The sequence below is a fragment of the Bradyrhizobium sp. 18BD genome (assembly GCF_054185225.1).
In genome coordinates this window covers 205919-231322 of sequence record NZ_JAVAYL010000014.1, presented here as the reverse complement: position 1 = coordinate 231322, position 25404 = coordinate 205919, and the positions used below count along the sequence as shown (strand labels likewise).

The following is a 25404-nucleotide window of genomic DNA, read 5'->3' as shown; positions in this document are numbered from 1 at the left end:
ATGATGTGAGGGTGGTTCTGGACTGCATGTGATGGCCTACACGGAGGACCATATCGCGCTCGCTGCGGAATATGCGCTCGGTACGCTTGACGCCGATGAGCGCGCGCAGGTCGAGACCATGATGGCGGTGGACCCGGCGTTCGCCGACGTGGTGCAGGCCTGGGCCTACCGGCTCGGCGTCCTCAACCAGATGGTCGGCACGATCGAGCCGCGTCCGATCGTGTGGGAGAACATCCGCTCCGAGCTCGCGCGGACGAATTTTGCGCAGGAGTCGCCGGCGCTGCCGGAAACGTCGCCGCCGCTGCCTCCGCCCGTGTCGGAGTTTTCCCCGCTCGACACCGCGCCGCCTGAATTGCCGTCGGAGGATGCCAATCAAGCGGAGCCGCAGCCTCCCGCAGTTGAGCCTCCCGACGCCGAGCAGCCTGAAACGGTGCCGCCGGCCTCCGAGGCGCGGCCTAACGTCGTGCCGATCTACATGCCGCAGGTCCATGCGCCCGATCCCGAGATCGTGCGCGCGCCGCCGCCGGTCGCCGACAACAGCAACGTCATCCGGCTCGAAAGCCGCATGAAGCGCTGGCGCACCATCGCGTCCGCCGTCGGTGCGCTTGCCGCCGCGCTGCTGGTGACGCTGTCGCTGCAGATCTTCCGGCCCGACGCGCTGCCGGGCGCGCTGCGTCCCGCACCGCGCATCCAGACGGTCGAGGTCAAGACGCCGGCGACGCCGCTGACCGCGTCGTCGCAATATGTCGCGCTGCTGCAAGGGCAGGGCGGCGGTCCCGCCTTCATTCTCACGATCGACGGCGCGACCAGAAATTTCACCGTGCGCAAGGTCGGCGCGACGCCGGAGCCCGGCAAGAGTTTTGAGCTCTGGCTGATCTCCGACAAGCTGCCGCGCCCGCGCTCGCTCGGCGTCATCGGTGCCGGCGATTTCACCGCGCGTCCGGTGCTCGACGGCTATGATGCCGAGCTCGTCAACGGCGCCACCTACGCTGTCACGGTCGAGCAGGCCGGCGGTTCGCCGAGCGGCCAGCCGACCTCGGCGCCGGTGTTTTCCGGCAAGCTGATCGAGACCGTGCCGCCGGCGCAGCCGCAGGTTCCGGCGAAGAAGTAGGTGTGGTCCCGTAGCCCGGATGGAGCGCAGCGCAATCCGGGACCTTCGTGCAAGGCGGCGAGAACCCCGGATTACGCTCCGCTCCATCCGGGCTACAGGCGTGTTCCTGTCGTCGCTGTCCATCTCGCCGTCGCAATCCGACAAATCCCGCTGAATCCGCCCCTGATTTGAACCTCTGTCCATTCCGCGGCGTCAAATGCCCGGAATTTGCAGTCGGCGCCGACAATCATGGCGCCGGAGAGGGGCTTGGAAATCAGATGGATGCAGCAAAGACGCCGGGCATCTTCGTCCACCAATATGCGGGCCTGCCGCACGGTCCGGCCTTCGAACATTGGCGCGAGCGGGCCTTCGGGTCCTGCGGTCTCGACATCGGGCCGAGCCATGGCGAGAGCATCGATTGCCGGCTCCAGATCAGCGTGGTCGACAATATCGCGCTGGCCATTCCGGAAGGCGCGTCCGCGCAATATTCACGCACGCAGAGCCATCTTGCCGACGGCAGCGACGATCTCGTGCTGATCTCGGCGCATGCGGGCCTCGTTCGCGTCGGACAGAACGGCCACACCGTCGAGCTCGCGCCGGGGCAGATGGTGCTCGTCGACATGGGTGTCACCGGCACCGTCGGCCACACCGACGACGACCGCTTCACCACCATCCGCATGCCGCGCCGCGCGCTGCTCGACATCAATCCGCGCGCCGAAGAGAAGCTCTCGCAAGTGCTCTCCGACGGTGCGGTGGCCGAGACCATTTTCCGCTATCACGCGCTCGCCGCCAATCACGGGCCGCATCTCGAAGCCGTCGGCCAGCGCCTGACCGCGCAGCACATGGTCGATCTCGTCGGCCTGCTGCTCGGCACCGATGCCGAGCATGCGAGCCTCGCGCGCGGCCACGGACATGCGGCGGCCCGCCTCGATCTCATGCGCGCCGACGTGATGGCCGCGCTCGGCCGCAACGATCTCTGCCTGTCCGAAGTTGCGACGCGCTCGGGCCTGAGCCCGCGCCAGGCGCAGCGCCTGTTCGAGCAGGCCGGCACCACCTTCACCGAATTCGTGCTGGAGCAGCGCCTGCTGCTGGCGCGCAAGCTGCTCGGCGATCCCCGCGCGCGGGCGCGCAAGATCAGCGATATCGCGCATTCCTCCGGCTTTTCCGATTTGTCCTATTTCAACCGCGCCTTCCGCAAGCGCTTTGGTGCGACGCCGTCGGAGCTGCGCGAGGCCTGAGCCCGATTTTGTGCCGCGGCGCGCCGCCGCCGCAGTTGGTCCATCCAGGCGAATGAGCTATATCTGTCCGCGCAGGGCAGATCACCGGATTGCCTGGAACAGCGAAGTCAACGGACATGGCGCGTATCGTCGTGCTTGGCGCCGGGTTTGCAGGCTTGTGGGCGGCCATCGGTGCCGCGCGCAAGCGTGACGAGATCGGTGCGAACAGCGACATCGAGATCCGCCTCGTCGACCGCAATCCCTATCACAACATCCGCGTGCGCAATTACGAGGTCGATCTCAGCGAGGTCGCGCTGCCGCTGTCGCAATTGCTCGATCCGATCGGCGTTACGCATGGCATCGGCGAGGTCGAGACCATCGATCCCGTGCGGCGGCAGATATCGCTGGTCGCCAGCAGCGGCGATGAGATGTTGTCCTACGACCGTCTCGTGCTGGCGCTCGGCAGCGAGGTGATGCGGCCGGATATTCCGGGCCTCGCCGAACACGCGTTCGATGTCGATACCTATGCTGCGGCGCTTCGCCTCGAGGATCATCTCACCTCGCTCGGACACAGCGCGCCGTCGCCGGGGCGCTCGACGGTGGTCGTGGTCGGCGCCGGCTTCACCGGCATCGAGGTCGCGGCCGAGATGCCGAACCGCCTGGCGCGTGCCGGCATCACTGGCAGCCGCCGCCTCGTCCTGGTCGATCCCAATCCGGTTGTCGGCGCCACCATCGGCGCGCATGCGCGCCCCGTCATCGCGACGGCGTTGGCCTCGCTCGACGTCGAGACCCGGCTCGGCATGCGCGTGGTCTCGGTCGAAGCGGCCGGCCTACGCCTGAGCTCGGGCGAGTTCATCCCGACGCAGACCGTGATCTGGTGCGCCGGCATGCGCGCGAGCCGGCTGACCGAAAACTTTCCGAGCGGGCGCGATCGTCTCGGCCGGCTTCTCGTCGATCCCTTCATGCACGTAGCCGATCTGCCTGGCGTCTTCGCGGCCGGCGACGTCGCCTCCAGCGTGGTCGACGGCCTGCATCCGACCGTGATGTCCTGCCAGTTCGCGCGCCCCATGGGCCGCTTCGCCGGCCACAACGTCGTGGCCGATCTCGTCGGACAACCGATGCTGCCGCTGCGGATCGACTGGTACGTCACCGTGCTCGATCTCGGCGGCTGGGGCGCGCTCTACACGGAAGGGTGGGATCGCGAGGTCCGCGCTACGGGTGCGGCCGCGAAGGCGACGAAGGAGACCATCAACCGCAAGCGGATCTATCCGCCGCTCACCGGCAGCAAGGACGAGCTATTTGCTGCGGCCGCGCCGACGGTGCAGGCACCGCCGCCGACCTATGGGGCGCCGCGTCGTTGAGCCGAGCCGAGCATCCATAAACCAGGCGAAACGATGCGACGCAGGCGATGTCCGCTTTGTCCCTACGGTGACCAAGTTCGCGCGCCAGCCATTATGTCGCGATGGGCCACGAGCGATCATCGGCGTGCCTCATGTTTGCTGCGTGGAGTCGTGCCCGCGCATAGCCGCGCAAGCGGGGGCATCGCCGACATTAACCCTGTCGACAAATGATCCCTAAGCGGGTCGGCAGCCGCCAACAAGTTGCCTTTTTGGAGCGGAGAATTTTCGGCGGCACCAACCCAGATTGGAGGCACAGTATGCTGAGAACGGCGTTGTTGGGCCTCCTCATCCTGTTGGGTGTAGGAGCACTGTCAGCAATGGAGTTGAGAGCTCCACGGCGCAGCGCCGTCGCGATCGTCCAGCCCCTTGCCGAACCAAACGCGGGCACTTCCAATTCACATGGCGTGTTGGCGAAGGCGGATCGCCTTGAAGTTATCGCTCTGAGCAGCGAGAGGCCGACAGAGGCTGTTTCGGTCGACGAACGTATTTCTCCGCCAGAAGACGTCAGTATCAATTCGTCGGAGCCTCCGAAGCCGATCGCCCGTCGTCGGCACGATACGAAGAAGGTCGCTACCGCCGCACGTCCCAAGTCGAAGCCAAAGGCACCCGTTATCAAACGAACTGCTATTCTCCAGCGTTCAAAGGCCGCCAGCGGTACCGAGCCCTGTCGGCTTAGGGCCTTTGGTGGCTTACTTAAGGCTTTGAATTCAGCCGGCTGTGAAATCTGAGGGCCCCTACGAGCATGAGCAGATCGAAGTCGAACAATCTGTATTCGTGGTCCGCCGTGGGGCAAAGCGGAAGTCTGGGCTGCTAAGTCCCTGGTCTGCTCTGTCTCTGATAGCCGACATGCCAAAGCTTTCGCTGCATGTCGGCCCAGGGCCATGAGCAGAAGTTGCCACGGTGAGAGCGGCGGGGCCCGTTCGATTGGGATTTCACGTCGGAACGGCGATTTCGCAAACAAGCCCTTCCGCGCGCCAGTCGAAGCGCACCTTACCACCAAGTGGCTTGATCGTCCCTTCGATGAGGCGACTACCAAAGCCCTTGCGTTGTGGCGCATTTACGCTCGGACCGCCCAATTCGGTCCAACGGAGCGCCAGTTGTCCATCCTCGCTGTGCGACCACGTCAGCCTAACATGACCTTTCGCGTTCGATAGCGCCCCATACTTGGAAGCATTGGTTGCCAACTCATGCAAGACCACAGCAATCGCTTGCGCGGCGGTAGGTTCTAACACGGTTTGCAGCCCGTCCATCCGAACCCGCGTGCCGTGTTCATCGAGATAAGGGGCGAGTTCCTGCTTAGCGATCGCCGACACTTCAGCGCCTATCCACCGCGTTTCAAGAAACAGCGAGTGAACATTTGCCATCGCTTGGATGCGCCCGCTGATCACTTCCTTGAGGCTCTCGGAAGTGTCGGACTGAGAAAGATTGATGATTGCCTGTACGTTCGAGAGGATGTTCTTGCTTCGGTGCTCCGCTTCGCGAGCCAGAATGCTAATCTGCTCCTGAGTTCGCTTCTGCTCGGTAACATCTCTAGCGATCTTTGATGCGCCAACGACGTTACCATGGACATCCTTGACGGGAGAAATGGTCAGCGAAACGATGATTGAGCTACCATCCTTACGCCGCCGAACAGTCTCAAAATGGTCTATGCGCTCACCTCGTCGGATACGAGTTAAAATCTCACGCTCTTCGCTTTGCCGGTCCTCCGGAATCACAAGTACAATGGGCTGGCCGATCGCCTCGGAGGCAGAGTAGCCGAAGATGCGCTCAGCTGCCTTGTTCCAGCTTGTAATAATGCCATCTAGATTCTTGCTAACGATCGCATCGTCGCTAGACTCAACTATGGAGGCCAGCAGACTGGCCAGGCGCTCGGCACGTTCCAAAACTGGCTCGCTGCTTTGAAGCCCTAATTTCCGCGACACCGAGAAGACCCCGAAAAGCCAGATACTGCACTGCCGTTGGTGGCCCATCATAGCACCAAATGCGAAGGCCGCGATGTCTTCGTTGGGTCACGAGCCGACCGCGGCAGCTTGCTCGGCGATGGTCGGTTCAACACTGGAGAGCGGACATCGAGGCTCAATCCGCCAAGGTCAGCAACGGAGCCTAGAGCGGAAATCCTCGAGGGCAGAAGTATGGCTCGCCGATGGAACGGTGTCCTCTTGCCGATGTTCGTTCGCAAGGAGGATTTATTCATGAAAACCGCAACTCTTACTTTTGCACTGGCCCTGGCTCTCTCCGGTGGCGCCGCTTCGGCGAATAGCTACCGGCACCATCACCACCATGGTTGGTTTGGCTCTATGAACATGATGCGCGGGCCGGGCCGCACTGCAGCGAAAACTGACCCCAACGGAACGGCAGGCGGCCCAACAAGCCTTAGCGGGACCGGTCCTTCAACATATGGCGGCAACAATCCCGGCGCGCCGGGATCATCCCGGCAGCCGCGCTGAAACCTATTGTGTCCAAGAAAAGCCGCTAGCGCCAAACTGGCGGCTATGGGGCAGAAGCGGCTCCTGGCTTTCGCATCGGGGTTCATCGTCGGCCAAGAGGGCGAGGCGGCGCAGGGTCTGATCAAGGACGCCGCCAGAGAGCTGCATCGATTGCGTGACGCGCCGGGCAAGTGACCATAGATAGTTCAGAGGCCGGCAAGCTCCTCGCTCTGTCTGGTAGTCTAGGCCGTCGATGGGCGAGGAGCCTTCGCGTCTTACTTACGTGGTTCGGTCACCACTTTGGTTGATCCGTCCGGCGCCGCCTGCATTCCCGGTGGGCTTTGACCTTGCGGGCTTTCCGGCGGCGCGCCACCCGATTTCGTATCCAGCGGTCCGGTCCAACCTTGGGGCTGCAATTGACCTTTTTCTTCTGGTGCCGAGCGTCCAGTTGTCATGTCCTTGGGGTCGGTCTGTGCTGCCGCAAATCCGCAAGACAACGCCCAGCCAACCGCTGTTATCAGAATGATCCGCATTGCGAGACTCCGCTTGGCTGATCGAACCAACAGGCTGGTCCCGCTTCAGTTCCGAATCAAAGTCGCGGCAAACGATGTCCGCGCCTTGGGGCGGCGCAACAGTGTCCGCTATGGTCAAAAGCTGCCGTTGGCGGGCTGCTTCACCTTGGATTACGGTGACAGTGCACTTATCTGGCACCGTTTAGTGCACTGTTACTGTAACGGTGCACTGTCACCGTAACCGGCCTCGACGGTTCGCGCCGTCGAGCTTGGCCCCAGGGGCAATTGCAACAGGTTTGCCAATTCGTCAGGCATTGGTCCCGCCATCGACCGTCAAGTTTGCTCCGGTAATGTAGGACGACGCGTCGCTGGCGACGAATGCCACCAGCGAAGCTACCTCTTCTACCCTACCGTATCGATTGAGGGCCGTGACCGCCCTCTGCGGGGTGGCCCAATCTCCAGAGGCGGGGTTCAGATCGGTATCGATCGGTCCTGGCTGCACATTATTCACCGTGATGCCGCGGTCTCCGACTTCTCGCGACAGGCCTTGCGTGAACATGCGGATCGCGCCCTTGGTCGCGGAATACGGCACTAGCCCTGGCGTCATCATGCGTTCGCCGACGCAAGAGCCGATGGAGATGATTCGGCCTCCATTGTTCATTTGCTTCAAGGCGGCCTGCGTCGTGACGAAGACACTGCGGACGTTGAGGTTGATCACTTGGTCGAGCTCTTCCAGCGTCGTCTCCTCGAATTTTTTCGGGATCGCGGTGCCGGCATTGTTCACAAGCACGTCCAGCTTTCCGAACGTGCCCACGGTCTTGTCCACTGCGGCCTGAACGGCCTTTGGATCGGTAGCGTCCGCCTGGATCGCGATAGCTTCGCCGCCGGCGCTCTCGATGGCCTTGACGACGGAAGCTGCTGCATCCGCGCCCCTGGCATAGGTGATGGCGACTCTGGCGCCATCAGCAGCGAGCTGCTTGGCGATAGCGGCACCAATGCCACGGGAGGCGCCTGTGATTAGCGCAGTTTTACCTTCGAGTTTCTTTGACATGGCGAAGTTCCTATTCGAGTTAGAGATAGATAGCTGCGACGGAGCCGGTCTGACCTTTGGGCCATGGCCGAACAGATCTTGAGATGAGAAAAGCTGTGTCGGTCGCTCCAAACGGCTTGATCAACTGGCGGTCCTGCCGCCGTTGACGCTGACGATCTGACCGGTGACGAAAGAGGCCTTGTCGGAGGCGACGAACAGGATTGCGTCGGCCAGCTCTTCGGGCTTACCGGCCCGCCGAAGCGGAATGCTGGCGAGCATCCCTGCCTTGCGGTCGTTCGAGCCGGTAAAGCGATCGAGCATCGCAGTTTCGATCGGGCCCGGCGCGATGGCATTGACCCGGACGCCGAACGCCGCGGCCTCCAGTGCGCCGGATTTGGTCAGGCCTTCGACGGCATGCTTGCTTGCGACGTAAAGAGAGGCGTTGGCCGCGCCGCGACTGCCCATGGTCGATGAAATGTTGACGACGTTTCCGAAGCCCTGCGCCTGCATCACGCGTAGTTCGTGCTTCATGCAGAGCAGCACTCCAAGCACGTTGGTATCGAACACCGCCACGTAGCTTTCCGGCGTCAGCTCCGTCACGGGACCCGGCCTGCCTTCCGTGCCCGCATTGTTGACGGCGACGTCGAGGCGCCCAAATCGCGCGACGGTCTGGTCAATCATCATGCGAACGTTATCTTCGTGGCGCACATCCGCGGCGATGAAATCGGCGTCCGAACCGACCGCACGAAGTTCGTTGACGAGTTGCGCGCCGGCCTCCTCGCGCCGACCGGCGACGACGACGATGGCACCTTGCCTTGCAAAGGCGATGGCGGCTGCGCGTCCAATACCCGTCAGGCCACCCGTGACCAAGACAACCCATCCGACCATCACGAACTCCCGGATTGAACCGCGTTCTCGGGCGGATCTCGTCCGGCCCGAATGCCCGGGTCGCCGTTTGGCGATCAGGGATGGCGGATCCCTAGGCAGCGCACGGCTGGCCGTCCTGAAAGCCAGCTGAAGCGATCCGAAATAGTTCTGAAATCTTGATCGTTGCCGCCGCGTTATCGCCTTGCACACAGGGTCAGGCAGGTGCAGTTTACCGCAGGTCTTCTGCGCGATACCCGGGCCAGTTGTGAACATCCGTCCCAAAGACGTCGGACCAAATGTTTTGAACGGTCTGGAGCAGGTCCAGATCGCCGAATTGACGCTTGATCTGCGGCAACAGGAATTGCGCGACGCGACCGGCGCGCGCATCGATCTGCGCTATCAATCGTTCTGCGTGCTGCGGCATCTGGCGACGAGCCCAGGGCGGGTCATCTCGAAGGACGAGCTCCTGGCCACCAATTGGCCTGGCCTGACGGTCACCGAAGATTCCCTCACCCAGTGCATCTCCGAAATTCGGCGCGCGCTTGGCGAGAGTGCCCGCGATCTAATTCGAACCGTTCCCCGGCGCGGCTACATGATGTCCCTGGTCGAGCAGACCGTGCAGGTCGCGCGGGATCTTTCGGCCGGACCCACTGTCGCGGTGTGGCCATTCGAGGCGGACCATGACGGCAGTGGCCTCGATGTGCTTGCCGACGGACTGACGCGGCAAGTCATCTCTGCGCTGGGCCGCTTTGGCGAATTGCGCGTTCTGGCGCGAAGCGTGACCAAATCCCACAAGGATCGCTTCGAAAGCGCGGGCGACTTCGGGCGCGCGCTCGGCGTCGATTATCTCGTCGAGGGTCATCTCTGGCTGGACGGCGAACTGGCCCGCATCGATATTCAGCTGTCCGATGCCCGGAACGGCACCCAGGTCTGGAGCAAGACTTTCAGAGCCAACGTGACCGCCTCCAACCTGCTGGCCACGCAGGACGAGATATCCGGCCAGGCCAGCGCCATGATCGGCAGCTATTGGGGCGCGATCGGCGCTGCCGAATACAGGCGTATACAGTCCAAGCCCAGTCACGAGCTGACGCCTTATGAGTGCATCGTCCAGGGGGTGATCGGCATTCCGACAGATGCGACCGTTCTGGAGCCCGTCGCAAAGGCGCGCGAATGCCTTGAACGCCTGACGCGCGCGGAGCCGCGAAACGCAGCAGCCTGGGCGGCGCTGGTTCTGGTGTTCAATAGTCAACGGACGTGGGGCTTTCCCTCGCCGAGCGGCGAAGTCGGCAGCGTCGAAGATCGCCTTGACCTCGCGGATAAGGCGGTTGAAGCGGCAAATCGCGCCGTCGAGATCGCGCCGAACGACGCATTCGTTCGCGGACTGGTCGCACGTGCCGCCTGGATGGCCTGCCAGCCTGATCTGCTTCGCATCGAGACGATGCGAGCGATCGAACTCAATCCCAATGATCCGCAAAATCTCGGCCCGCTCGGCAATCTCATGGCCTATGCGGGCTTCTGGGATGAGGGCGTTGCGCTCGCTGAACGGGGGATTGCGCTGACGGCGCCCAGCACGCCCCGCTGGTGGTGGTGGGCGAGTGCAAAACGCGCCTTCGCCCGCGATGACTATGCAGGGGCCTTTAGCGCGTTCCGCCAATCCTATGTCGAGCAACTCTGGATCAGCCATCTGCACATGGCCTACACGTTGCCCTACCTCGACCGCATCAAGGAGGCGGAGGCGCACGTAGCAACTCTGCTGCGCATGAGGCCGGGGTTCACGATCCGCGAAGCCGACGCGTACTACAAGATGTGGTGCTTTGCGCCGCCATATCGCGAGAAGATGTGTGAAGCGCTGTCGCGCGCGGGTTTAAAGTCCGGAGCCTGATTTCGGTCCGCCATCGCTGCGCTCGCAATGATGATTCGGAGGCAACGGGCCACAAGCCCTTGTGCTGCCCGACGGGCAAAACACGCCATGAATTGGTCGAGATCGACAGTCGAAAATATCCACTTTACCGAAATTCGGAATTGGCGTATGTGTCGCGTTATTCCGGCCCAAGGAAGAGGGGCGTATCGCGATCGTCACGAACGCGGGCCGGGCGGCGGTGGGCGCGGGTCACATCGGCGCGAAGGGTTTTGCAGGGCGGGTAACTGTGAGCAAAACCGTCGCGCGCACGACCGGTGTGATCGGCGTACGGCAAAATCGTGTGGTCCTGGCGCCCGGGGTCTGTGCGCCAAGTCTTGTGGTGATGTATGCGGCCCGACCGGGTTCATCCATCAGTCATCCGCGAGGCGACGGGGGCAATAGTGCATCGCTCCCCGGGGAGAGCGCGACATAAGCCGTCAAACCACTGCGCAGGGAAGGCCGTGTGTTGGGCTTCACCTGTATGCCGCTGTGCAGATCTTTGTAGCCACCCTTCGCACAGTGGACCGTGGGTGCCCGGCCGGCACCCGGTCTTCCCTGCGCCCTCTTTCACCGAGGGTGAGGCGACCAGCAAAGCTCGGGCGAGATGAGCCGCGAGAGCGCGAAGGTGTGTCTGCGAAGGAGATGCGAGCCATGGAAGCGACGGCAATGCGCCTTGCTCCGTCATTGCGAGGAGCGAAGCGACGAAGCAATCCAGACTGCCTCTGCAGAGGGATTCTGGATTGCTTCGCTGCGCTCGCAATGACGAGCTGGATAGACTTATGCGCGTCCTGAACAGTACCCCAGACATGAGAAAGCGCCCGTGGGGGGCGGGCGCTTTCTGTAGTCGACTTGGGGTTGGGGTCGTCTACATATCCACGTGGCGACTTTGGGGGGCTGGTAAAGGGCCGCGTGAATTCACAAAACTTGTCAGTTCTCCTTATCGAACGAGGGACGCGTTCGAACTGGTGATAACGACCGGCTTGCCGGCCTTGATGACGCGGGCGGTCTGGGTCAGACCTTCGTCCGAACCCGAACGTGCCGTGATGCCGAAGCCTGCCAACGCGATCCCTGCGACGAGGGCTACGACGACCACCTTCAAGTGGGTCGAGCGATCTGCGCTGTAGATCGAGTGGTTCATGGAAGCCTCCTGCCGCCATCTACCGGAAGTAGTCGCCAGCCAGTTCAGGCTAGTTCATGCTTCCGGTGCCCAACAACCTAGTATTGGGGGGATTCGTTCCCAAGGGGCGATCACAAGAGCGTGAAAGGACGTGAAAGATCGCGATCAAAAACGATCCGAGATTGTTCGATTATATAATTATTTCAAGGATGTAATTTGCTTGCGAGGCGCCTTGTCGGCATTTGGTCGACAAGGCGCCAGGAACTCAAAAACCATTTGCCTGTGGCCGAAAAACACACGGCTTCTTAAGGCAAATCAGATGCTTCCGACCGTTTTCAGCCTCGCCCTCGGGTGGATTTCAGCCTGCGACAACACGGTGGTCTGGGCGCGGAACCGCTCCACCAGGGAACGCACGAAGGGACGAATTGCCGCAGAGGTGACCAGCACCGGCGCCTCGCCTTCGCGCGCGGCGCGCTCGAATGCCTCGCGCACGGCGGTCATGAACTCCGACAGTTTCGACGGCTGCATCGCGAGGCTGCGCTCTTCGCCCTGGCCGATGATGGATTCGGCAAAGGCCTGCTCCCACCGCGCCGACAACGCGATCAGCGGCAGATAGCCGTTGTAGGAGGTGTTCTGGGCGCAGATCTGCCGTGCGAGGCGGGCGCGGACGTGCTCGACCATGGTCGCGGGATTGCGCGAGAAAGCCAGCGAATCCGCGATGCCTTCGAGGATGGTCGAGAGGTCGCGGATCGAGATGCGCTCGGCCAGCAGCAATTGCAGCACGCGCTGGATGCCGGAGACCGTGACCTGGCCGGGCACGATGTCCTTGACCAGCTCGCTCTGCTCCTTCGGCAGCTCCTTGAGCAGCTTCTGCACCTCGCCATAGGAGAGCAGGTCCGACATGTTGGCCTTGAGCAGCTCGGTGAGGTGGGTCGAGAGCACGGTCGCGGCGTCGACGACGGTGTAGCCCTTGAGCGAAGCCTCTTCCTTGAGGCTGGCATCGACCCAGGTCGCGGGCAGGCCGAAGGTCGGCTCGGTGGTGTGGATGCCGGGCACCTGCACCTGGCTGCCGCCGGGGTCCATGACCATGAACTGGTTCGGCCAGATCTTGCCGCTGCCGGCGTCGACCTCCTTGATCTTGATGATGTAGGTGTTGGCTTCGAGCTGGACGTTGTCGAGGATACGAACTGCCGGCATCACAAAGCCCATCTCGATCGCGAGCGAGCGGCGCAGCGCCTTGATCTGCTCGGTGAGGCGGTCGGTGCCGTCGGGGCCGTTGACGAGCGGCAACAGGGCATAGCCGAGCTCGATCTTGAGGTCGTCGATCTTGAGCGCGGCCGAGATCGGCTCTTCCGCAGCGGCGGCGCCCGCGGCCCCCGGAGCGCCTGCCGCAGGCGCGGCCTTGGCGGCTTGCTCGGCGTGAATAGCGGTCTTCTTGTGGTTGCGGGCGTGCCAGGCCAGCGCGCCGGCGCCGGCGCCGAGCGCCAGGAAGGGAATGGTCGGAATGCCCGGCAGGGCCGCCAGCACCAGCATGACCGCCGACGACATCGCGAGCGCCTGCGGATAGCCGGAAAACTGCTTCATCAGCGCCTTGTCGGCGGCGCCGGAGACGCCGGCCTTGGAGACCAGCAGGCCGGCCGCGGTCGAGACGATCAGCGCCGGCACCTGGGTGACGAGGCCGTCACCGACGGTCAGCAGCGTGTAGCTGCGGCCGGCGTCGGCGAAGGAGAGGCCCTGCTGCGCGACGCCGATGATCATGCCGCCGACGACGTTGATGAAGACGATCAGCAGGCCGGCGATGGCATCGCCGCGGACGAATTTGGAGGCACCGTCCATGGCGCCGAAGAAGCCGCTCTCGTCCTCCAGCTCCTTGCGGCGCTGCTTGGCGACCTTCTCGTCGATCAGGCCGGCGGAGAGGTCGGCGTCGATCGCCATCTGCTTGCCGGGCATCGCGTCGAGGTGGAAGCGCGCGGCGACTTCGGCGATACGGCCCGAACCCTTGGTGATGACGACGAAATTGACGATGATCAGGATGGCGAAGACGATGATGCCGATGACGAAATTGCCGCCCATCACGAAGCTGCCGAAGGCTTCGATGACGTGACCGGCGGCATCCGTGCCCTCGTGCCCGTGCGACAAGATCAGGCGGGTCGAGGCCATGTTGAGCGACAGGCGCAGCATGGTCGAGATCAGCAGGATGGTCGGGAAGGCGGAGAATTCCAGCGGCGCCTGGATGAACAGCGAGGTCATCAGGATCAGGATCGAGAGCGTGATCGAGATCGCCAGGAACAGGTCCAGCACGATGGCGGGCAGCGGCAGGATCAGCACCACCAGGATGGTGAGCACGCCGAGCGCCAGCGCGATGTCGCCGCGCTTGAGGATGCTGACGATGTCGTTGAGGGAGGGGATGCTCGGCTTCGGGCTGCCTACGCCCTGTCCTGCGGTGACGTCGACCATGGTAGCTGCCTCCCCGCGCGACCGCCGGCCGCGCGCCCCAAACGTCTGCACGGCGGCCGAAGGGCCGCCGTTCCGAAAGTGAGGCACCGCACTGGCGTCCACGGGGGGTCTCCCGTTCTAAACGCGGCTGACGACACTCGACTTCACTCGGCAATTCTTGCCGGGTGTATGGTTAGCAAAGGGTTAACGGAGGGGGCGGCAGGGGGCAGGACGGGGGTCTTGGAGGTCATTCCGGGGCGCCCTAAGGGCGAACCCGGAATCCATCAGGCCGCGGGCGATGGGGAGGCATGGATTCTCAGATGCGCAATTGCGCATCATAGCTCGCGCCAAAGGGCGCGCCCCGGAATGACGGATTGAGGGAAGTCGGCTACTTGGCCTTCTCCATCTTCGTCACCGTGTACCCCGACGCGGCCTCCTCGGCCTCGAAGGTCACCTTGTCGCCGACCTTGACCTGCTTGAGCAGAGCCGGGTCCTTGACGCGGTAGACCATGGTCATGGGCTCCTCCATGCCGAGGCTCTTGGCCGGCCCGTGCTTGAGGGTGATCTTGCCGGCGCTCTCGTCGATCTTCTTGACCTCGCCGCTGATCGGGGCGGCCCCGGCCGCCAGGGCTCCCTGAGTAAAGGCTCCGGAAGAAAAGGCTCCCGTGGCGAGGCCGGCGGTCACAGCCAGCGCTGCGGCGATGCGGATGATGCGGTTCATGGTGGACTCCCTCATTTCACGGTGACGTGGCCGACCATGCCGTAATCCCGATGGCCCGGGATCAGGCAGGAAAATTCGAACGTGCCGGCCTTGCTGAACTTCCAGAGGATCTCGGCCGTCTTACTCGGTGCGAGGCGCACACCGTTGGGATCGTCATGCTCCATGTGCGGATGCTTCTTCATCACCTCGGCATGCGCGAGATTCTCCTTCGTGGTGGCGAGCAGGAATTCATGGTCCTCCTTGCCGACATTGCGCAGCACGAAGCGGATCTGCTCGCCGCGTTTGACCTCGATCTTGGCGGGCGTGTAGTCCATCTCGTTCATCAGGACCTCGATGGTGCGCGCGGGCTTGTTGGGATTGCCAGGCTCGCCGGCCGAGAAGGTCCCGTGGTCGTGCTGCTCGTGAGCAAGGGCTGGCGCGATCGAAAGCGCAGCCAGCGCGAGTGCAAGTTTGGTCGTCTTCATCTTCTTCTCCAGTTGGTGGTTCATCGAAACGTTCACATCTTCATCTTGTGCATCGGCGCGTTGGGTTGCCGTGCCGGTGCTGCATCGGGCCCCTCGACCTCGTAGGCGACGGTGCCTTTCGGGAATTGGTAGGGGCCGGGATCGCGGTAATCGTCGCGCGCGAGGTCCTCGCGGATCTTCATCACCGTGAACATGCCGCCCATCTCGATCGGGCCGAACTGACCGGTGCCGGTCATCATCGGCAGCGTGTTGTCGGGCGCGGGCATCTCCATCTTGCCCATCGCCATGCCGGTCGAGCCCATCGCCATCGCATCCGGCGCGAGCTTGCCGACGGCCCTCGCGAGATCCTTGCGCGACACGCCGATGAGGTTGCGCACCTCGTGTCCCATCGCGTTCATGGTGTGATGCGACTTGTGGCAGTGGAACGCCCAGTCGCCGAGATTGTCGGCGAGAACGTCGAATACGCGCACCGCGCCGACGGGGACGTCGGTGGTCGTCTCCGGATACTGCGCGCTTTCCGGAATCCAGCCGCCGTCGGTGCAGGTCACCGCGAAGCTGTGGCCGTGCAGATGGATCGGATGGTTGGTCATGCTGAGATTGCCGATGCGCACGCGCACTCTGTCGCCGAGCCGCACCGGCAAGGGATCGATGCCCGGAAACACCCGCGAATTCCAGGTCCACATGTTGAAGTCGGTCATCTCGTTGACCTGCGGCAAATAGGTGCCGGGATCGACGCGATAGGTGCTCATCACGAAGACGAAGTCGCGGTCGACGGGCCGGAAGCTTTGATCGCGGGGATGCACGACGACCATGCCCATCATGCCCATCGCCATCTGCACCATCTCGTCGGAATGCGGGTGGTACATGAAGGTCCCGCTCTTCTTCATCTCGAACTCGTAGACGAAGGTCTTGCCCGGATCGATGTGCGGCTGGGTCAGCCCGCCGACGCCGTCCATGCCGCTGGGGATGATCATGCCGTGCCAGTGCACGGTGGTGTATTCGGGCAAGCGGTTGGTGACGAAGATGCGGACCTTGTCACCCTCGACGGCTTCGATCGTCGGGCCCGGCGACTGGCCGTTGTAACCCCACAGATTCACCTTCATGCCTTCGGCGAATTCGCGCACCACGGGTTCGGCGACGAGGTGGAATTCCTTCCAGTCGCCGTTCATGCGGAAGGGCAGCGACCAGCCGTTCAGCGTGACCACGGGGCGATAGTCGGGCCCGCTGATCGGATGCAGCGGCGGCAGCATCACCACCTTGTCCATGGTGGGCGCTTCCGGGATCGACGCCGCCTGAACGCGGCCGCTGACGACGGAGGCGCTCGCAAGCGCGGCGGTGCCCAAAAATCCTCGGCGGGAAAACATGCTGGTCTCCATGTCAGTGGCCGCCATCGGCAGGCGCTGCCGCGGCGACGGTGGTTGGATTGTCGCCACCGGCCGCAGGCGCGCCGCCGCCATTGACGGCGGTCTGCAACTCGGACTGGGCGAGGAAGAATCTTTGCCTGGCGTCGATCGCGCCGCGCAGCGCGGCCAGGCGTTGCCGTGCCTCGGTCAGCAGCGCGAAAATATCGACCTGCATGCTGGAGAAGCGGAGCTGCATCTCGTCGGTGATGATCTTTCGCAACGGGATGATCTCGCGCTGGTAGTGGCTGGCGATGTCGTAGCTGGAGCGATAGACACGATAAGCATCGCGCGCCTCGGATCGAACGTTCACGGCCCGCTCGGTGAGGCGGTTGAAGGCGAGATTGTAGGTCTCCGCCGCCTGCCGCACGCGCACCTCGCCGCCGTCGAAGATCGGAATCTGGAACTGCACGTCGAAGCCGCGCTCGCGGAACGGCGGACCTTCGGGATCCTGGGTGCGGCGGGAGATGCCGGCGAGATCGAGCAGCGTGACGAATCGCGTCGCCTCGGTGAGGTTCAGCGATTTCGCCAGCGCCGTCAGCTCCAGCCGCGCAATCTGCAAGTCGATGCGATGGGCGACCGCGTCGGCTTCGATCGAGGGCAGCGCTTGCGGCCGGCGCGGCAGCGGCGGCAATTGATTGGGCAGGCGGAAGTCGAGGCCGCCGTCCCACAGTCCCATCAGCCGGGCCAGTCTTTCGCGGGCGCTGGTCGCTGCCTGTCGCGCGGTGGCGAGGTCGGCGGTGGTCTCGGCGTAAAACACCTGTTCGCGGGCCTGGTCGAGCTTGTTGAGCGAGCCGGTCTCGCCGAGCTTGACGGCAAGCTGCGCGGTCGATTCCGCCGTCGCTTTCGCGTCGGTCAGCAGCACCACCATCTCGTTGCTCGCGACGGCGCCGACATAGGCACGTCGTACGTCCGCGGCGAGCCGTAATGTCGCCAGCACCGCGCGCAGTTGCGCCTGACGAAAACGCTCGCGGGCGATGTCGGAGCGGAACGGCAAGGTGGCCAGCGCGAGAATGTCGCCGACCACCTGCCGTTCGATCTCGCTCGCGCCGTTGCCTGTAATCCGCGAGATCGAGAACACGGGATTGGGCGGCAGGCTCTGCTCGACCAGATCGGTCTCGGCCAGTGCCAGCTCGTTATAGGCGGCTTGCAGCCCCTTGTTGTTGAGCAGCGCGATCTGGACGGCCGCGCCGGCGCTAAGTGTCCGCGACAGCAACTGGCGAACGCGCGCGTCGACCACGCCGGCGCCCTCAGGCGTTCGAACGAAGGCGACATCCTTGTTGATGCTCTGGCTGGTCAGCTCCGCGACCTCGGTCATGCCGCTGTCGGGCGAGAAGGCGGCGCAGCCGGCAAGACCTGGTGCAAAGAGACCGAACGAGGCGAGAACCAGCAGGCTTCGCGCAAAATGGTGTGCCATGGCGCGTTCCTACCGGTCTTGCTTCGGCTGCGGCGCGACAGCGTCGTTGCGGTCGCGCCATGGCGCCGGCGTCGCGGGCCGCAGGCTGGTGTAGGGCGCGATCGCCGACCGATAGCCGACAGGCGCGACCTTCGCCGCGGGATCGGCAGGATCGGCGGTGGCCACTTGCGTGGTTGCCGGCACGCAGCCGGACAGCGACAGCGCAATCACGGCCAGCAGCGGCCAATTGAATAGAGAGTGTGGTCCACGCGCCGCAGATGCGACGGCAGACTTCGCCCCGGAAAGGCTCAGCATGAATCATCCTAGATCTGTCTTGAGACCACGGGTTCGCGCGCGCAGACGCGCGTCGGCCCTGACGTCGTCGAGTCAGATCAGGCGATGGGAGGGCGGTAGTGCCGGGGCGGTGCTGCGCTGTGCAGGCTCACCACGATCTCTGGCGTGCAGGCAGAGATCGGCTGCAGCGGCTTGGCGACGCTGGGCAGATCGGCCGGCAGCGCGCTGACGCACATCATCGCGCAGCATGGGCCAGCCTTGCCCTTGCCGTCGTGGTGATGCGAGGCGGGTGCGTCCTGTGCGGCGGTCTGGTGATGCGCATGCGGTCCCGCGTGGTCATGCGACATGTCGCCATGCTTATGGTCCGCGGCCATCTGGTGATGCACCGGAACGAGGTCGGCAAGGATCCCGTCGTCGAGGCATGGCGCTGGACCACTGCCCCAGGCCAATGCCGCAGCCGGCGCGAGCACGCAGAACAGATAGGCGAGGGCGATGATCCGCCCCACCTTGATCCGCATCGATCGCGTCAATTGCAACAGCATTCCGCCAACAGGCTCCTCGCGCGGCATTGTTGCACACGCAGATTGCAAACTAATGGCAAAACGAACTTTCGCCAAGCTCTTCTTACCGCAGTGCACCGCGCATGCCCAATATCGCGGCACGATGCTTGACCGCGTGGCGATCACCGAACATGGTCCGCGCCGTGCACGCACCAAATCACCCAGCACAGAGACCGGCTTCGTTCACCCCTGATTCGCGTCAGGCGTGGGTGCGGCTTTTGCTCGCGCTGCTGATCGGCTCGGTCGGCGGCGTCGGCATGTGGGCGGTCGTGGTCGTGATTCCTATCGTGCAGGCCGAATTCGCCGCCACGCGCGGCGCGGTGTCGCTGGCCTTCACGCTGATGATGTTCGGCTTCGGGCTCGGCGGCGTGATCGCCGGCAAGATCACCGACCGGTTCGGCATCGTGCCGGCGATGGCGATCAGCATCGCCTTCCTCGGCATTGCCAACACGCTGGCGGGACTCTCGACGCAGCTCTGGCAGTTCGTGGCGGCCTATTTCCTGATCGGGCTCGGGACATCAGCGACCTTCGCGCCGCTGATGGCGGAGGCCTCGCACTGGTTCGAGCGCTATCGTGGTCTCGCCGTGACCATTGTCGCCAGCGGCAATTACGTCGCCGGCACGATGTGGCCGCCGATCGTGAACGAGGGCATGCAGACGATCGGCTGGCGCACCACCCATATCGGCATCGGCCTCGTCTGCCTGGCCCTGATGTCGATCCTGGTTCTGGTCCTGCGCGCGCAGATGGGCGACGACAAGGTCTGCAATCACGCCAACGCGCGGCCGCCGCAGGTCGATCTCAAACTGTCCACCAACACGCTGACCGTGCTGCTCTCGATCGCCAGCATCTCCTGCTGCGTCGCCATGGCGATGCCGCAGGTGCATATCGTCGCCTATTGCGGCGACCTCGGCTATGGCGTGGCGCGCGGCGCCGAGATGCTGTCGCTGATGATGGCTTGCGGCATTATCAGCCGGATCGGCTCGGGCTTCCTCGCCGACAAGATCGGCGGCATCCGCACGCTGCTGGTCGGATCGCTGGCGCAGGGTTTTGCGCTGGTGTTCTACCTGTTCTTCGACAGCCTCGCCTCGCTCTACATCATCTCGGCGATGTTCGGCCTGTTCCAGGGCGGCATCGTGCCGAGCTACGCCATCATCGTGCGCGAGGCGATGCCCGCGAGCGAAGCCGCAACCCGTGTCGGCATCGTGATCTTCGCCTCCGTGTTCGGCATGTCCTTCGGCGGCTGGGTGTCGGGCGTGATCTTCGATGCGACGGGATCCTATGCCGCGGCGTTTGCCAACGGCGTGGCATGGAACGCGCTCAACATCGGCATCGTCCTGACGCTGCTGATCCGCTCGCGGATGAGCGCGACGAAAGCCGGGCCGGGGTTTGCGACCTAAACCTCCCGCCCGATCTTCAGCAGCGAGCAGCCGGTGATCTTGTAGCTGCCGTCAGCCTGCTGATCGAGCGTGTAGAGCGCTTCCCAGGCCTCGCCATTGGCATCGACGATGTGGACGTGCTGAGAGATCCAGTTGCCTTCGCTCTTGCTCTCGCCGAACTCAAAGCTCTTGTGCCGGTAGACCGGCGCGTAGCCGTTCTGCACCATGGACATGAAGATGTCGGGCGCGGGGAATATCTCCCTGATCGCCGGCGCGGCGTGGGAATAGGCCGCGGCCGCATCGTCGCGTGCAAAGGCCTGCTCCTGGGCGCGGATGACGCCCTGTGCCGCCGAGACGTCGCCGGCGCGTGCCGTGACAGGGCCAAGAACAAGAGAAAGAGCGACCAGCAAGGCGGCAATGCGCATGACAGACTCCGCGTTGAAATCCCGGCGATGCTGATCCTAGCACGACCCTGCCAAGTACGGACGCGCTATCGCTTCGGTTTCACAGCGGCTTCGCGCGCTTGGCGGTGCGTGATTTGGCCTTCGCGCCGGGCTGCACGCGCAGGCCGTCGACAAACACGTCGAGCATCCGCAGCACCGAGGATTGCCAGCCGGGCTGGTCGTGCATGTAGCACATGCCGAAGAACGCGCGCAGCAAGTCCTCGGGACTGATGTCGGCGCGCATTGCGCCAGCCGCGGCTGCGCGATCGAGCAGCGAGCCGATCGCCTTGGTCAGGCGCTCGAAGGAGAAGGCATGCAGCTCGGACCCGCTCTGTACCGCGAGTGCCAGGGCTGCCACCATGCCCTTCTTGGTCGCAACGAATTCGACACCTGACCGCAGCCAGCGCCGCAAGGCGTCGACCGGGTCCTTGGCATTCTTCAACTGCTCGGCGAGCTCGCTGAGCTGCTCGACCTCGCGCCGGTACACCGCCTCGAACAAATCCTCGCGAGTCGGAAAATGCCGATAGAGCGTGCCGATGCCGACGCCGGCGCGCTTGGCCACGGCCTCGAGGCTTGCCTCCGGTCCGCCCGCGTTGAAAACGACCTTCGCAGCCTCGAGCACGCGCTCGCGATTGCGCACGGCGTCGGCGCGGGGCTTCCGAATCTGGTCGATGTGGTCGTCCATGCCGCCAATGTAGATCACGAATTGGTTAGATTGAACCCTTGCAGGGCTGCATCGCGTTGTCTGCGCATGGGCTTTTGACGAATTCCAAATATTTTCCGGCGGCCCTTGTTAAGCGGAGGGTGCCTCCGTATCTTCGTTCATGTGCCGGTCCGGATTGTGTCCGGGCGGCGCGGTATCGACGGCGGCCACGGAGGTGGCGCGCCGACCGATGAGCCATGTCCATATCTGATCGGAGCCTTGTATGAACCACTCCATCAGCCTCACCGTGAACGGTGCGCGGCGCGACTTTGTCCTCGACGATCCGCGCGTCACGCTGCTCGATCTCCTGCGTGAGCGCCTCCATTTGACCGGAACCAAGAAGGGATGCGACCGCGGCCAGTGCGGCGCCTGCACCATTCTCGTCGACGGCAAGCGCATCAATTCCTGCCTCGCGCTCGCCATCAGCCATGACGGCGCCGATATCCTTACCATCGAAGGCGTCGCGCGCGGCGATCAGCTTCATCCGGTCCAGGCCGCCTTCATCGCCCATGACGGCTTCCAGTGCGGATTCTGCACGCCCGGCCAGATCATGAGCGCGATCGGCATGATGCAGGAGGCGCAGGCCGGCAACGATCCCGAGCGCATCCGCGAATGCATGAGTGGCAATCTGTGCCGCTGCGGCGCCTATGCCGGCATCGTCGATGCCGTGCTCGAAGCGCAGGCCGGCATGGACGAATCCAATCAGAGGCGCTCCGCATGAAACAGTTCGATTATGTCAGGCCGGCCACGGTGGCCGAAGCCGTCGCTGCTGCCGCCCAGCCGGGCGCCGTTTATCTCGCCGCCGGCACCAACCTGCTCGATCTGATGAAGGGCGGCGTCAGCCGGCCGGATCGCCTGGTCGACGTCACGCATCTCGACGGGCTCGATCAAATCGAGACCCTCGCCGACGGATCGTTGCGCATCGGCGCGCTGGTCAGCAACGCCGACCTCGCGCATGATTCGGTGTTCGCGCGCTCATATCCGGCCGTGGCCGAAGCGCTGCTCTCGGGCGCGTCGGCGCAATTGCGCAATGCCGCGACCGTCGGCGGCAATCTGCTGCAGCGGACACGCTGCGCATATTTCTACGACACTGCAAGCCGCTGCAACAGGCGCGAGGCCGGCAGCGGCTGCGACGCCCGCGACGGCGAGAACCGCACCCATGCCGTGCTCGGCTGGAGCGAGAGCTGCATCGCGACGCATCCCTCGGACTTCTGCGTGCCGCTGGTTGCACTCGATGCCATCGTCGAGATCGAGGGCAAGAATGGCCGCCGCGAGATCGCGCTCGACGAACTGCATCTGCTGCCCGGCGATGCGCCTCAGCGTGAATCCGCGCTCGAACCCGGCGACCTCATCGTCGCGGTGCGCCTGCCGCCCGCTGCGCGTGGTTTCGCAACGCATGCGCGCTATCTCAAGGTTCGCGAGCGGACGTCTTATGCCTTCGCGGTTGTGTCTGCCGCGGCTACCCTGCGGATCGAGAACGGCAAGGTCGCGGAAGCGCGGCTGGCGCTCGGTGGTGTCGCCGCAAAGCCCTGGCGCGCTCGCCCCGCGGAAGACGTGCTGAGGGGCGTTGCACCCACGGCCGACGCCTTCCAGGAAGCCGCCTGGCGCGCGCTCACCGACGCAAAACCGTCCGGTGACAACGCCTTCAAGATCGAGCTCGCGCGCCGCATCGTCGTGCGCGCGCTGACCCTTGCCGCCGCCGGTACGCCCGCGCGCATCCCCGCGCTGCCGGCCTCTCCCTTTGCCTCCACGTCCGGAGCCATCCATGCCTGAGCTTAATCTGACCAGCGCGCCCGCCCATCTGCGCCACGGCTCGAACATCGGCCAGCCGCTGACCCGCCGTGACGGCATCCTCAAGGTCAAGGGGCAGGCGACCTACGCCGCGGACAACCATCCGCCCGGCATGCTGTTCGCGGTAATGGCGGTCGCCGGCATCGCGCGTGGCCGTGTCACCTCGCTCGACGTCGCCGCCGCAAAGCGCCACCCCGGCGTCGTCGACGTCATGACGCCCGACCACAAACCGCAGCTCGCGATCGACCCCGAGATCAAGACCAATCCGTTCGTGTTCCGGATGGAAGTCTTGCAGAGCAACGAGGTCCGCTACGCCAACCAGCCGATCGCCGTCGTGATCGCGGAGACGCTGGAGGCGGCGACGGAAGGCGCGGTGCTGCTGGCGCCCCGCTACGAGACGATGCCGGCCCTGGTCGGCCTCGATGCCGGCACGAGTTACGTGCCGCCGGTCGTCGGTGTCGGCAATCCTACCGAAAATCACCACGGCGATATCGAAGCAGGCCTCGCCACGGCCGACAAGCAGATCGACGCGATTTACGAGACGCCGCCGCAATATCACAACGCGATGGAACCGCATGCGATCGTAGCTCACTGGGATGGTGACAGTGTGCAGATCGACATGCCGACCCAGGGTCTCATGCTGTCACTGGCTCGCGTCGCCGAATTATTCGGCATCGCGCACGACAAGATCCACATCCGCAGCCCGTTCCTCGGCGGCGGGTTTGGCTCCAAGGGTCTCATGGCCGGACCTCCCGTGCTCGGCCTGATGGCCGCAAAGCTGGTCGGCAAGCCGGTAAAGCTCGTGCTGCGGCGTGAGCAGATGTACGGCCCGGTCGGCCATCGCGCGCCAACGCGCCAGCGCTTGCGCATCGGCACTGATGGTGAAGGACATCTGACCGCGCTCGAGCACCATGCCAGGACTGTGTCGAGCACGTTCGACGACTTTTACGAGCCCGCGGCCGACGCTTCGCACACGCTCTACGCCAGCCCGGCGATCCACACCTCGCACGACGCCGTGCGCGTCAACACCGGTACGCCGCTGTTCATGCGCGCGCCGGGCGAGGCGACCGGATCGATTGCGCTGGAAAGCGCGATCGACGAGATGGCCTGGGCCTGCGGCATCGATCCGCTCGCGTTCCGCCTCAAGAACTATGCCGAGGTCGAGCCGATCACGGGAAAACCATTTTCCTCGAAAGCGCTGCGTGCCTGCTATGATCAGGGCGCAGCGCGTTTTGGCTGGGCGAAGCGCCCGCTCCAGCCCAGACAGATGCGCGACGACGCCGGACTTCTGGTCGGCTGGGGGATGGGCACTGCGACGTTCCCCGCGCTGATGTTTCAGGCGGAGGCGCGCGCTGTGATCCGCCGCGACGGCTCCGGCGCGATGGAGATCGGCGCGCATGACATGGGGCAGGGCGCCTGGACCGCGCTGGCCCAGATCGCGGCTGACGAGCTCGGGCTCGATATCGACCGCGTCGAGTTCAAGGCCGGTTCGTCCGATCTGCCCGACGCAGGGATTGCCGGCGGCTCGGCGCACACGGCAACAGCGGGTGCTGCGATCCACAGCGCTGGCGCTGCCGTGATCGCCAAGCTCGCCGATCTCGCCACCAACGACGAGCGATCGCCGCTGTTCGGCGCCGGCAATGCCGGCGTGATCGCGCGCAACGGCCGATTGATCCGGCGCGACGACGAGAGTCGCGGCGAGAGCTACGTCGACATCCTCGCGCGCGCCGGGGTCGCCGAGGTCGAGGCGCGCGGAACCGGCGCGCCGAATCCTGCGGCGATGGAAGAATATGCGATGCACGCCCATGGCGCGGTGTTCGCGGAGGTGAAGGTCGATCCCGAGCTCGGCCAGGTCCGTGTCACCCGCATGGTCGGCGCCTTCGCCGCGGGACGCATCGTCAATCCGCATCTGGTGAAGAGCCAGCTGTTCGGCGGGATGATCTGGGGCATGTCGTTCGCGCTACATGAGGAGGCCATCACCGATCGCCGCAGCGGCCGGATCATGAACGCCAATCTCGGCGAGTACCACATCCCGGTGAATGCCGACGTGCCGCCGCTCGACGTGATCACGGTCGAGGAGCACGATCCGCATGTGAATGCGCTCGGCATCAAGGGTGTCGGCGAAATCGGCATCACCGGCAGCGCCGGTGCGGTCGCCAACGCGGTCTGGCATGCGACGGGCAAGCGTGTTCGCCGCTTCCCGATCAAGATCGAGGAACTGTTGCTGCAGGCTTGAGGCAAGAGGCGGGGCGAGATCTTCT

At 64.3% G+C, this 25404-nt stretch carries 24 protein-coding genes; 10 read left to right on the top strand and 14 right to left on the bottom strand.

Annotation, left to right across the window (positions count from 1 at the left end):
• Positions 1-31 precede the first annotated feature (31 nt).
• The 4 genes from RAD16_RS25205 to RAD16_RS25190 all read left to right on the top strand — a co-directional run bounded on the left by RAD16_RS25205 (position 32) and on the right by RAD16_RS25190 (position 4435).
• The gene (locus tag RAD16_RS25205; protein ID WP_458160543.1) at positions 32-1111 is read left to right on the top strand and encodes an anti-sigma factor domain-containing protein; all 1080 of its coding nucleotides are present in this window, start codon (positions 32-34) and stop codon (positions 1109-1111) included.
• Positions 1112-1368: 257 nt separating this feature from the next.
• The gene (locus tag RAD16_RS25200; protein WP_458160542.1) at positions 1369-2328 is read left to right on the top strand and encodes an AraC family transcriptional regulator; all 960 of its coding nucleotides are present in this window, start codon (positions 1369-1371) and stop codon (positions 2326-2328) included.
• A 116-nt stretch (positions 2329-2444) separates the two neighbouring features.
• On the top strand, positions 2445-3668 hold the full coding sequence (locus tag RAD16_RS25195; RefSeq protein ID WP_458160541.1) for an NAD(P)/FAD-dependent oxidoreductase: 1224 nt from the start codon (positions 2445-2447) through the stop codon (positions 3666-3668).
• A gap of 296 nt (positions 3669-3964) precedes the next feature.
• A complete protein-coding gene (locus RAD16_RS25190) occupies positions 3965-4435 on the top strand; it encodes a hypothetical protein (protein WP_458160540.1) in 471 nt (156 codons plus the stop codon).
• A 204-nt stretch (positions 4436-4639) separates the two neighbouring features.
• On the opposite strand, the gene RAD16_RS25185 is transcribed toward RAD16_RS25190, so the two are convergent.
• The 4 genes from RAD16_RS25185 to RAD16_RS25170 all read right to left on the bottom strand — a co-directional run bounded on the left by RAD16_RS25185 (position 4640) and on the right by RAD16_RS25170 (position 8815).
• Positions 4640-5590, bottom strand: a complete 951-nt coding sequence (locus RAD16_RS25185; RefSeq protein WP_458160539.1) for a PAS domain S-box protein — start codon at positions 5588-5590, stop codon at positions 4640-4642.
• A gap of 818 nt (positions 5591-6408) precedes the next feature.
• Positions 6409-6666, bottom strand: coding sequence for a hypothetical protein (locus tag RAD16_RS25180; protein ID WP_141262990.1), 258 nt, complete (start codon positions 6664-6666; stop codon positions 6409-6411).
• A 286-nt stretch (positions 6667-6952) separates the two neighbouring features.
• Positions 6953-7696: an SDR family NAD(P)-dependent oxidoreductase gene (locus RAD16_RS25175; protein WP_458160538.1), complete on the bottom strand. Its 744-nt coding sequence runs from the start codon at positions 7694-7696 to the stop codon at positions 6953-6955.
• Positions 7697-7816: 120 nt separating this feature from the next.
• Positions 7817-8815: an SDR family NAD(P)-dependent oxidoreductase gene (locus RAD16_RS25170; protein ID WP_458160537.1), complete on the bottom strand. Its 999-nt coding sequence runs from the start codon at positions 8813-8815 to the stop codon at positions 7817-7819.
• Between RAD16_RS25170 and RAD16_RS25165 the strand changes: the two genes are divergently transcribed.
• Complete coding sequence (locus RAD16_RS25165; protein WP_458160536.1) at positions 8808-10424, top strand: winged helix-turn-helix domain-containing protein; 1617 nt, start codon at positions 8808-8810, stop codon at positions 10422-10424. The genes RAD16_RS25170 and RAD16_RS25165 overlap by 8 nt on opposite strands.
• A gap of 955 nt (positions 10425-11379) precedes the next feature.
• On the opposite strand, the gene RAD16_RS25160 is transcribed toward RAD16_RS25165, so the two are convergent.
• From RAD16_RS25160 to RAD16_RS25125, 8 genes are all read right to left on the bottom strand, one after another.
• Positions 11380-11580, bottom strand: a complete 201-nt coding sequence (locus tag RAD16_RS25160) for a hypothetical protein (protein ID WP_326897770.1) — start codon at positions 11578-11580, stop codon at positions 11380-11382.
• A 294-nt stretch (positions 11581-11874) separates the two neighbouring features.
• On the bottom strand, positions 11875-14016 hold the full coding sequence (gene flhA / locus RAD16_RS25155) for a flagellar biosynthesis protein FlhA (protein ID WP_458160535.1): 2142 nt from the start codon (positions 14014-14016) through the stop codon (positions 11875-11877).
• A gap of 367 nt (positions 14017-14383) precedes the next feature.
• Positions 14384-14716 (bottom strand): copper-binding protein, encoded by a 333-nt coding sequence (locus RAD16_RS25150; RefSeq protein WP_458160534.1) that lies wholly within the window; start codon positions 14714-14716, stop codon positions 14384-14386.
• An 11-nt stretch (positions 14717-14727) separates the two neighbouring features.
• Positions 14728-15180 carry a cupredoxin domain-containing protein gene (locus tag RAD16_RS25145; protein WP_458160533.1) on the bottom strand — a complete coding sequence of 151 codons (453 nt, stop codon included), beginning with the start codon at positions 15178-15180 and terminating at the stop codon, positions 14728-14730.
• A 32-nt stretch (positions 15181-15212) separates the two neighbouring features.
• The gene (locus RAD16_RS25140) at positions 15213-16544 is read right to left on the bottom strand and encodes a multicopper oxidase family protein (protein WP_458160532.1); all 1332 of its coding nucleotides are present in this window, start codon (positions 16542-16544) and stop codon (positions 15213-15215) included.
• Positions 16545-16557: 13 nt separating this feature from the next.
• Positions 16558-17997 (bottom strand): TolC family protein, encoded by a 1440-nt coding sequence (locus RAD16_RS25135; protein ID WP_458160531.1) that lies wholly within the window; start codon positions 17995-17997, stop codon positions 16558-16560.
• A gap of 9 nt (positions 17998-18006) precedes the next feature.
• On the bottom strand, positions 18007-18291 hold the full coding sequence (locus tag RAD16_RS25130) for a hypothetical protein (protein WP_458160530.1): 285 nt from the start codon (positions 18289-18291) through the stop codon (positions 18007-18009).
• 77 nt (positions 18292-18368) lie between these two features.
• Complete coding sequence (locus RAD16_RS25125; protein ID WP_458160529.1) at positions 18369-18812, bottom strand: hypothetical protein; 444 nt, start codon at positions 18810-18812, stop codon at positions 18369-18371.
• On the opposite strand from RAD16_RS25125, the gene RAD16_RS25120 reads away from it, so the two are divergent.
• The gene (locus tag RAD16_RS25120; RefSeq protein WP_458160557.1) at positions 18763-19023 is read left to right on the top strand and encodes a hypothetical protein; all 261 of its coding nucleotides are present in this window, start codon (positions 18763-18765) and stop codon (positions 19021-19023) included. The two genes, RAD16_RS25125 and RAD16_RS25120, sit on opposite strands and share 50 nt — an antisense overlap.
• Positions 18962-20227, top strand: coding sequence for an MFS transporter (locus tag RAD16_RS25115; protein ID WP_458160528.1), 1266 nt, complete (start codon positions 18962-18964; stop codon positions 20225-20227). The genes RAD16_RS25120 and RAD16_RS25115 overlap by 62 nt, the downstream gene beginning before the upstream one ends.
• Here RAD16_RS25115 and RAD16_RS25110 read toward each other — a convergent pair.
• A complete protein-coding gene (locus RAD16_RS25110; RefSeq protein ID WP_458160527.1) occupies positions 20224-20631 on the bottom strand; it encodes a DUF4864 domain-containing protein in 408 nt (135 codons plus the stop codon). The two genes, RAD16_RS25115 and RAD16_RS25110, sit on opposite strands and share 4 nt — an antisense overlap.
• A 79-nt stretch (positions 20632-20710) precedes the next feature.
• On the bottom strand, positions 20711-21334 hold the full coding sequence (locus RAD16_RS25105) for a TetR/AcrR family transcriptional regulator (protein WP_458160556.1): 624 nt from the start codon (positions 21332-21334) through the stop codon (positions 20711-20713).
• A gap of 241 nt (positions 21335-21575) precedes the next feature.
• Here RAD16_RS25105 and RAD16_RS25100 point away from each other — a divergent pair, with 241 nt between their 5' ends.
• Genes RAD16_RS25100 through RAD16_RS25090 form a run of 3 tightly spaced genes read left to right on the top strand, consistent with a single transcriptional unit; the run spans position 21576 to position 25379 of the window.
• Positions 21576-22073 (top strand): (2Fe-2S)-binding protein, encoded by a 498-nt coding sequence (locus tag RAD16_RS25100; RefSeq protein ID WP_008140891.1) that lies wholly within the window; start codon positions 21576-21578, stop codon positions 22071-22073.
• Positions 22070-23125: an FAD binding domain-containing protein gene (locus RAD16_RS25095; protein WP_458160526.1), complete on the top strand. Its 1056-nt coding sequence runs from the start codon at positions 22070-22072 to the stop codon at positions 23123-23125. Before RAD16_RS25100 ends, RAD16_RS25095 begins: the two co-directional genes overlap by 4 nt.
• A complete protein-coding gene (locus tag RAD16_RS25090) occupies positions 23118-25379 on the top strand; it encodes a xanthine dehydrogenase family protein molybdopterin-binding subunit (RefSeq protein WP_458160525.1) in 2262 nt (753 codons plus the stop codon). The genes RAD16_RS25095 and RAD16_RS25090 overlap by 8 nt, the downstream gene beginning before the upstream one ends.
• The last annotated feature ends 25 nt before the right edge of the window (positions 25380-25404 follow it).

Bases quoted from the DNA above. Each gene is read 5' to 3' on its own strand.
- RAD16_RS25205 (WP_458160543.1), top strand. From the start codon at position 32: ATGGCCTACACGGAGGACCATATCGCGCTCGCTGCGGAATATGCGCTC.
- RAD16_RS25200 (WP_458160542.1), top strand. From the start codon at position 1,369: ATGGATGCAGCAAAGACGCCGGGCATCTTCGTCCACCAATATGCGGGC.
- RAD16_RS25195 (WP_458160541.1), top strand. From the start codon at position 2,445: ATGGCGCGTATCGTCGTGCTTGGCGCCGGGTTTGCAGGCTTGTGGGCG.
- RAD16_RS25190 (WP_458160540.1), top strand. From the start codon at position 3,965: ATGCTGAGAACGGCGTTGTTGGGCCTCCTCATCCTGTTGGGTGTAGGA.
- RAD16_RS25180 (WP_141262990.1), bottom strand. From the start codon at position 6,666: ATGCGGATCATTCTGATAACAGCGGTTGGCTGGGCGTTGTCTTGCGGA.
- RAD16_RS25175 (WP_458160538.1), bottom strand. From the start codon at position 7,696: ATGTCAAAGAAACTCGAAGGTAAAACTGCGCTAATCACAGGCGCCTCC.
- RAD16_RS25170 (WP_458160537.1), bottom strand. From the start codon at position 8,815: ATGTTCACAACTGGCCCGGGTATCGCGCAGAAGACCTGCGGTAAACTG.
- RAD16_RS25160 (WP_326897770.1), bottom strand. From the start codon at position 11,580: ATGAACCACTCGATCTACAGCGCAGATCGCTCGACCCACTTGAAGGTG.
- flhA (WP_458160535.1), bottom strand. From the start codon at position 14,016: ATGGTCGACGTCACCGCAGGACAGGGCGTAGGCAGCCCGAAGCCGAGC.
- RAD16_RS25150 (WP_458160534.1), bottom strand. From the start codon at position 14,716: ATGAACCGCATCATCCGCATCGCCGCAGCGCTGGCTGTGACCGCCGGC.
- RAD16_RS25145 (WP_458160533.1), bottom strand. From the start codon at position 15,180: ATGAAGACGACCAAACTTGCACTCGCGCTGGCTGCGCTTTCGATCGCG.
- RAD16_RS25140 (WP_458160532.1), bottom strand. From the start codon at position 16,544: ATGTTTTCCCGCCGAGGATTTTTGGGCACCGCCGCGCTTGCGAGCGCC.
- RAD16_RS25135 (WP_458160531.1), bottom strand. From the start codon at position 17,997: ATGGCACACCATTTTGCGCGAAGCCTGCTGGTTCTCGCCTCGTTCGGT.
- RAD16_RS25130 (WP_458160530.1), bottom strand. From the start codon at position 18,291: ATGCTGAGCCTTTCCGGGGCGAAGTCTGCCGTCGCATCTGCGGCGCGT.
- RAD16_RS25120 (WP_458160557.1), top strand. From the start codon at position 18,763: ATGATCCGCCCCACCTTGATCCGCATCGATCGCGTCAATTGCAACAGC.
- RAD16_RS25125 (WP_458160529.1), bottom strand. From the start codon at position 18,812: ATGCTGTTGCAATTGACGCGATCGATGCGGATCAAGGTGGGGCGGATC.
- RAD16_RS25115 (WP_458160528.1), top strand. From the start codon at position 18,962: ATGGTCCGCGCCGTGCACGCACCAAATCACCCAGCACAGAGACCGGCT.
- RAD16_RS25110 (WP_458160527.1), bottom strand. From the start codon at position 20,631: ATGCGCATTGCCGCCTTGCTGGTCGCTCTTTCTCTTGTTCTTGGCCCT.
- RAD16_RS25105 (WP_458160556.1), bottom strand. From the start codon at position 21,334: ATGGACGACCACATCGACCAGATTCGGAAGCCCCGCGCCGACGCCGTG.
- RAD16_RS25100 (WP_008140891.1), top strand. From the start codon at position 21,576: ATGAACCACTCCATCAGCCTCACCGTGAACGGTGCGCGGCGCGACTTT.
- RAD16_RS25095 (WP_458160526.1), top strand. From the start codon at position 22,070: ATGAAACAGTTCGATTATGTCAGGCCGGCCACGGTGGCCGAAGCCGTC.
- RAD16_RS25090 (WP_458160525.1), top strand. From the start codon at position 23,118: ATGCCTGAGCTTAATCTGACCAGCGCGCCCGCCCATCTGCGCCACGGC.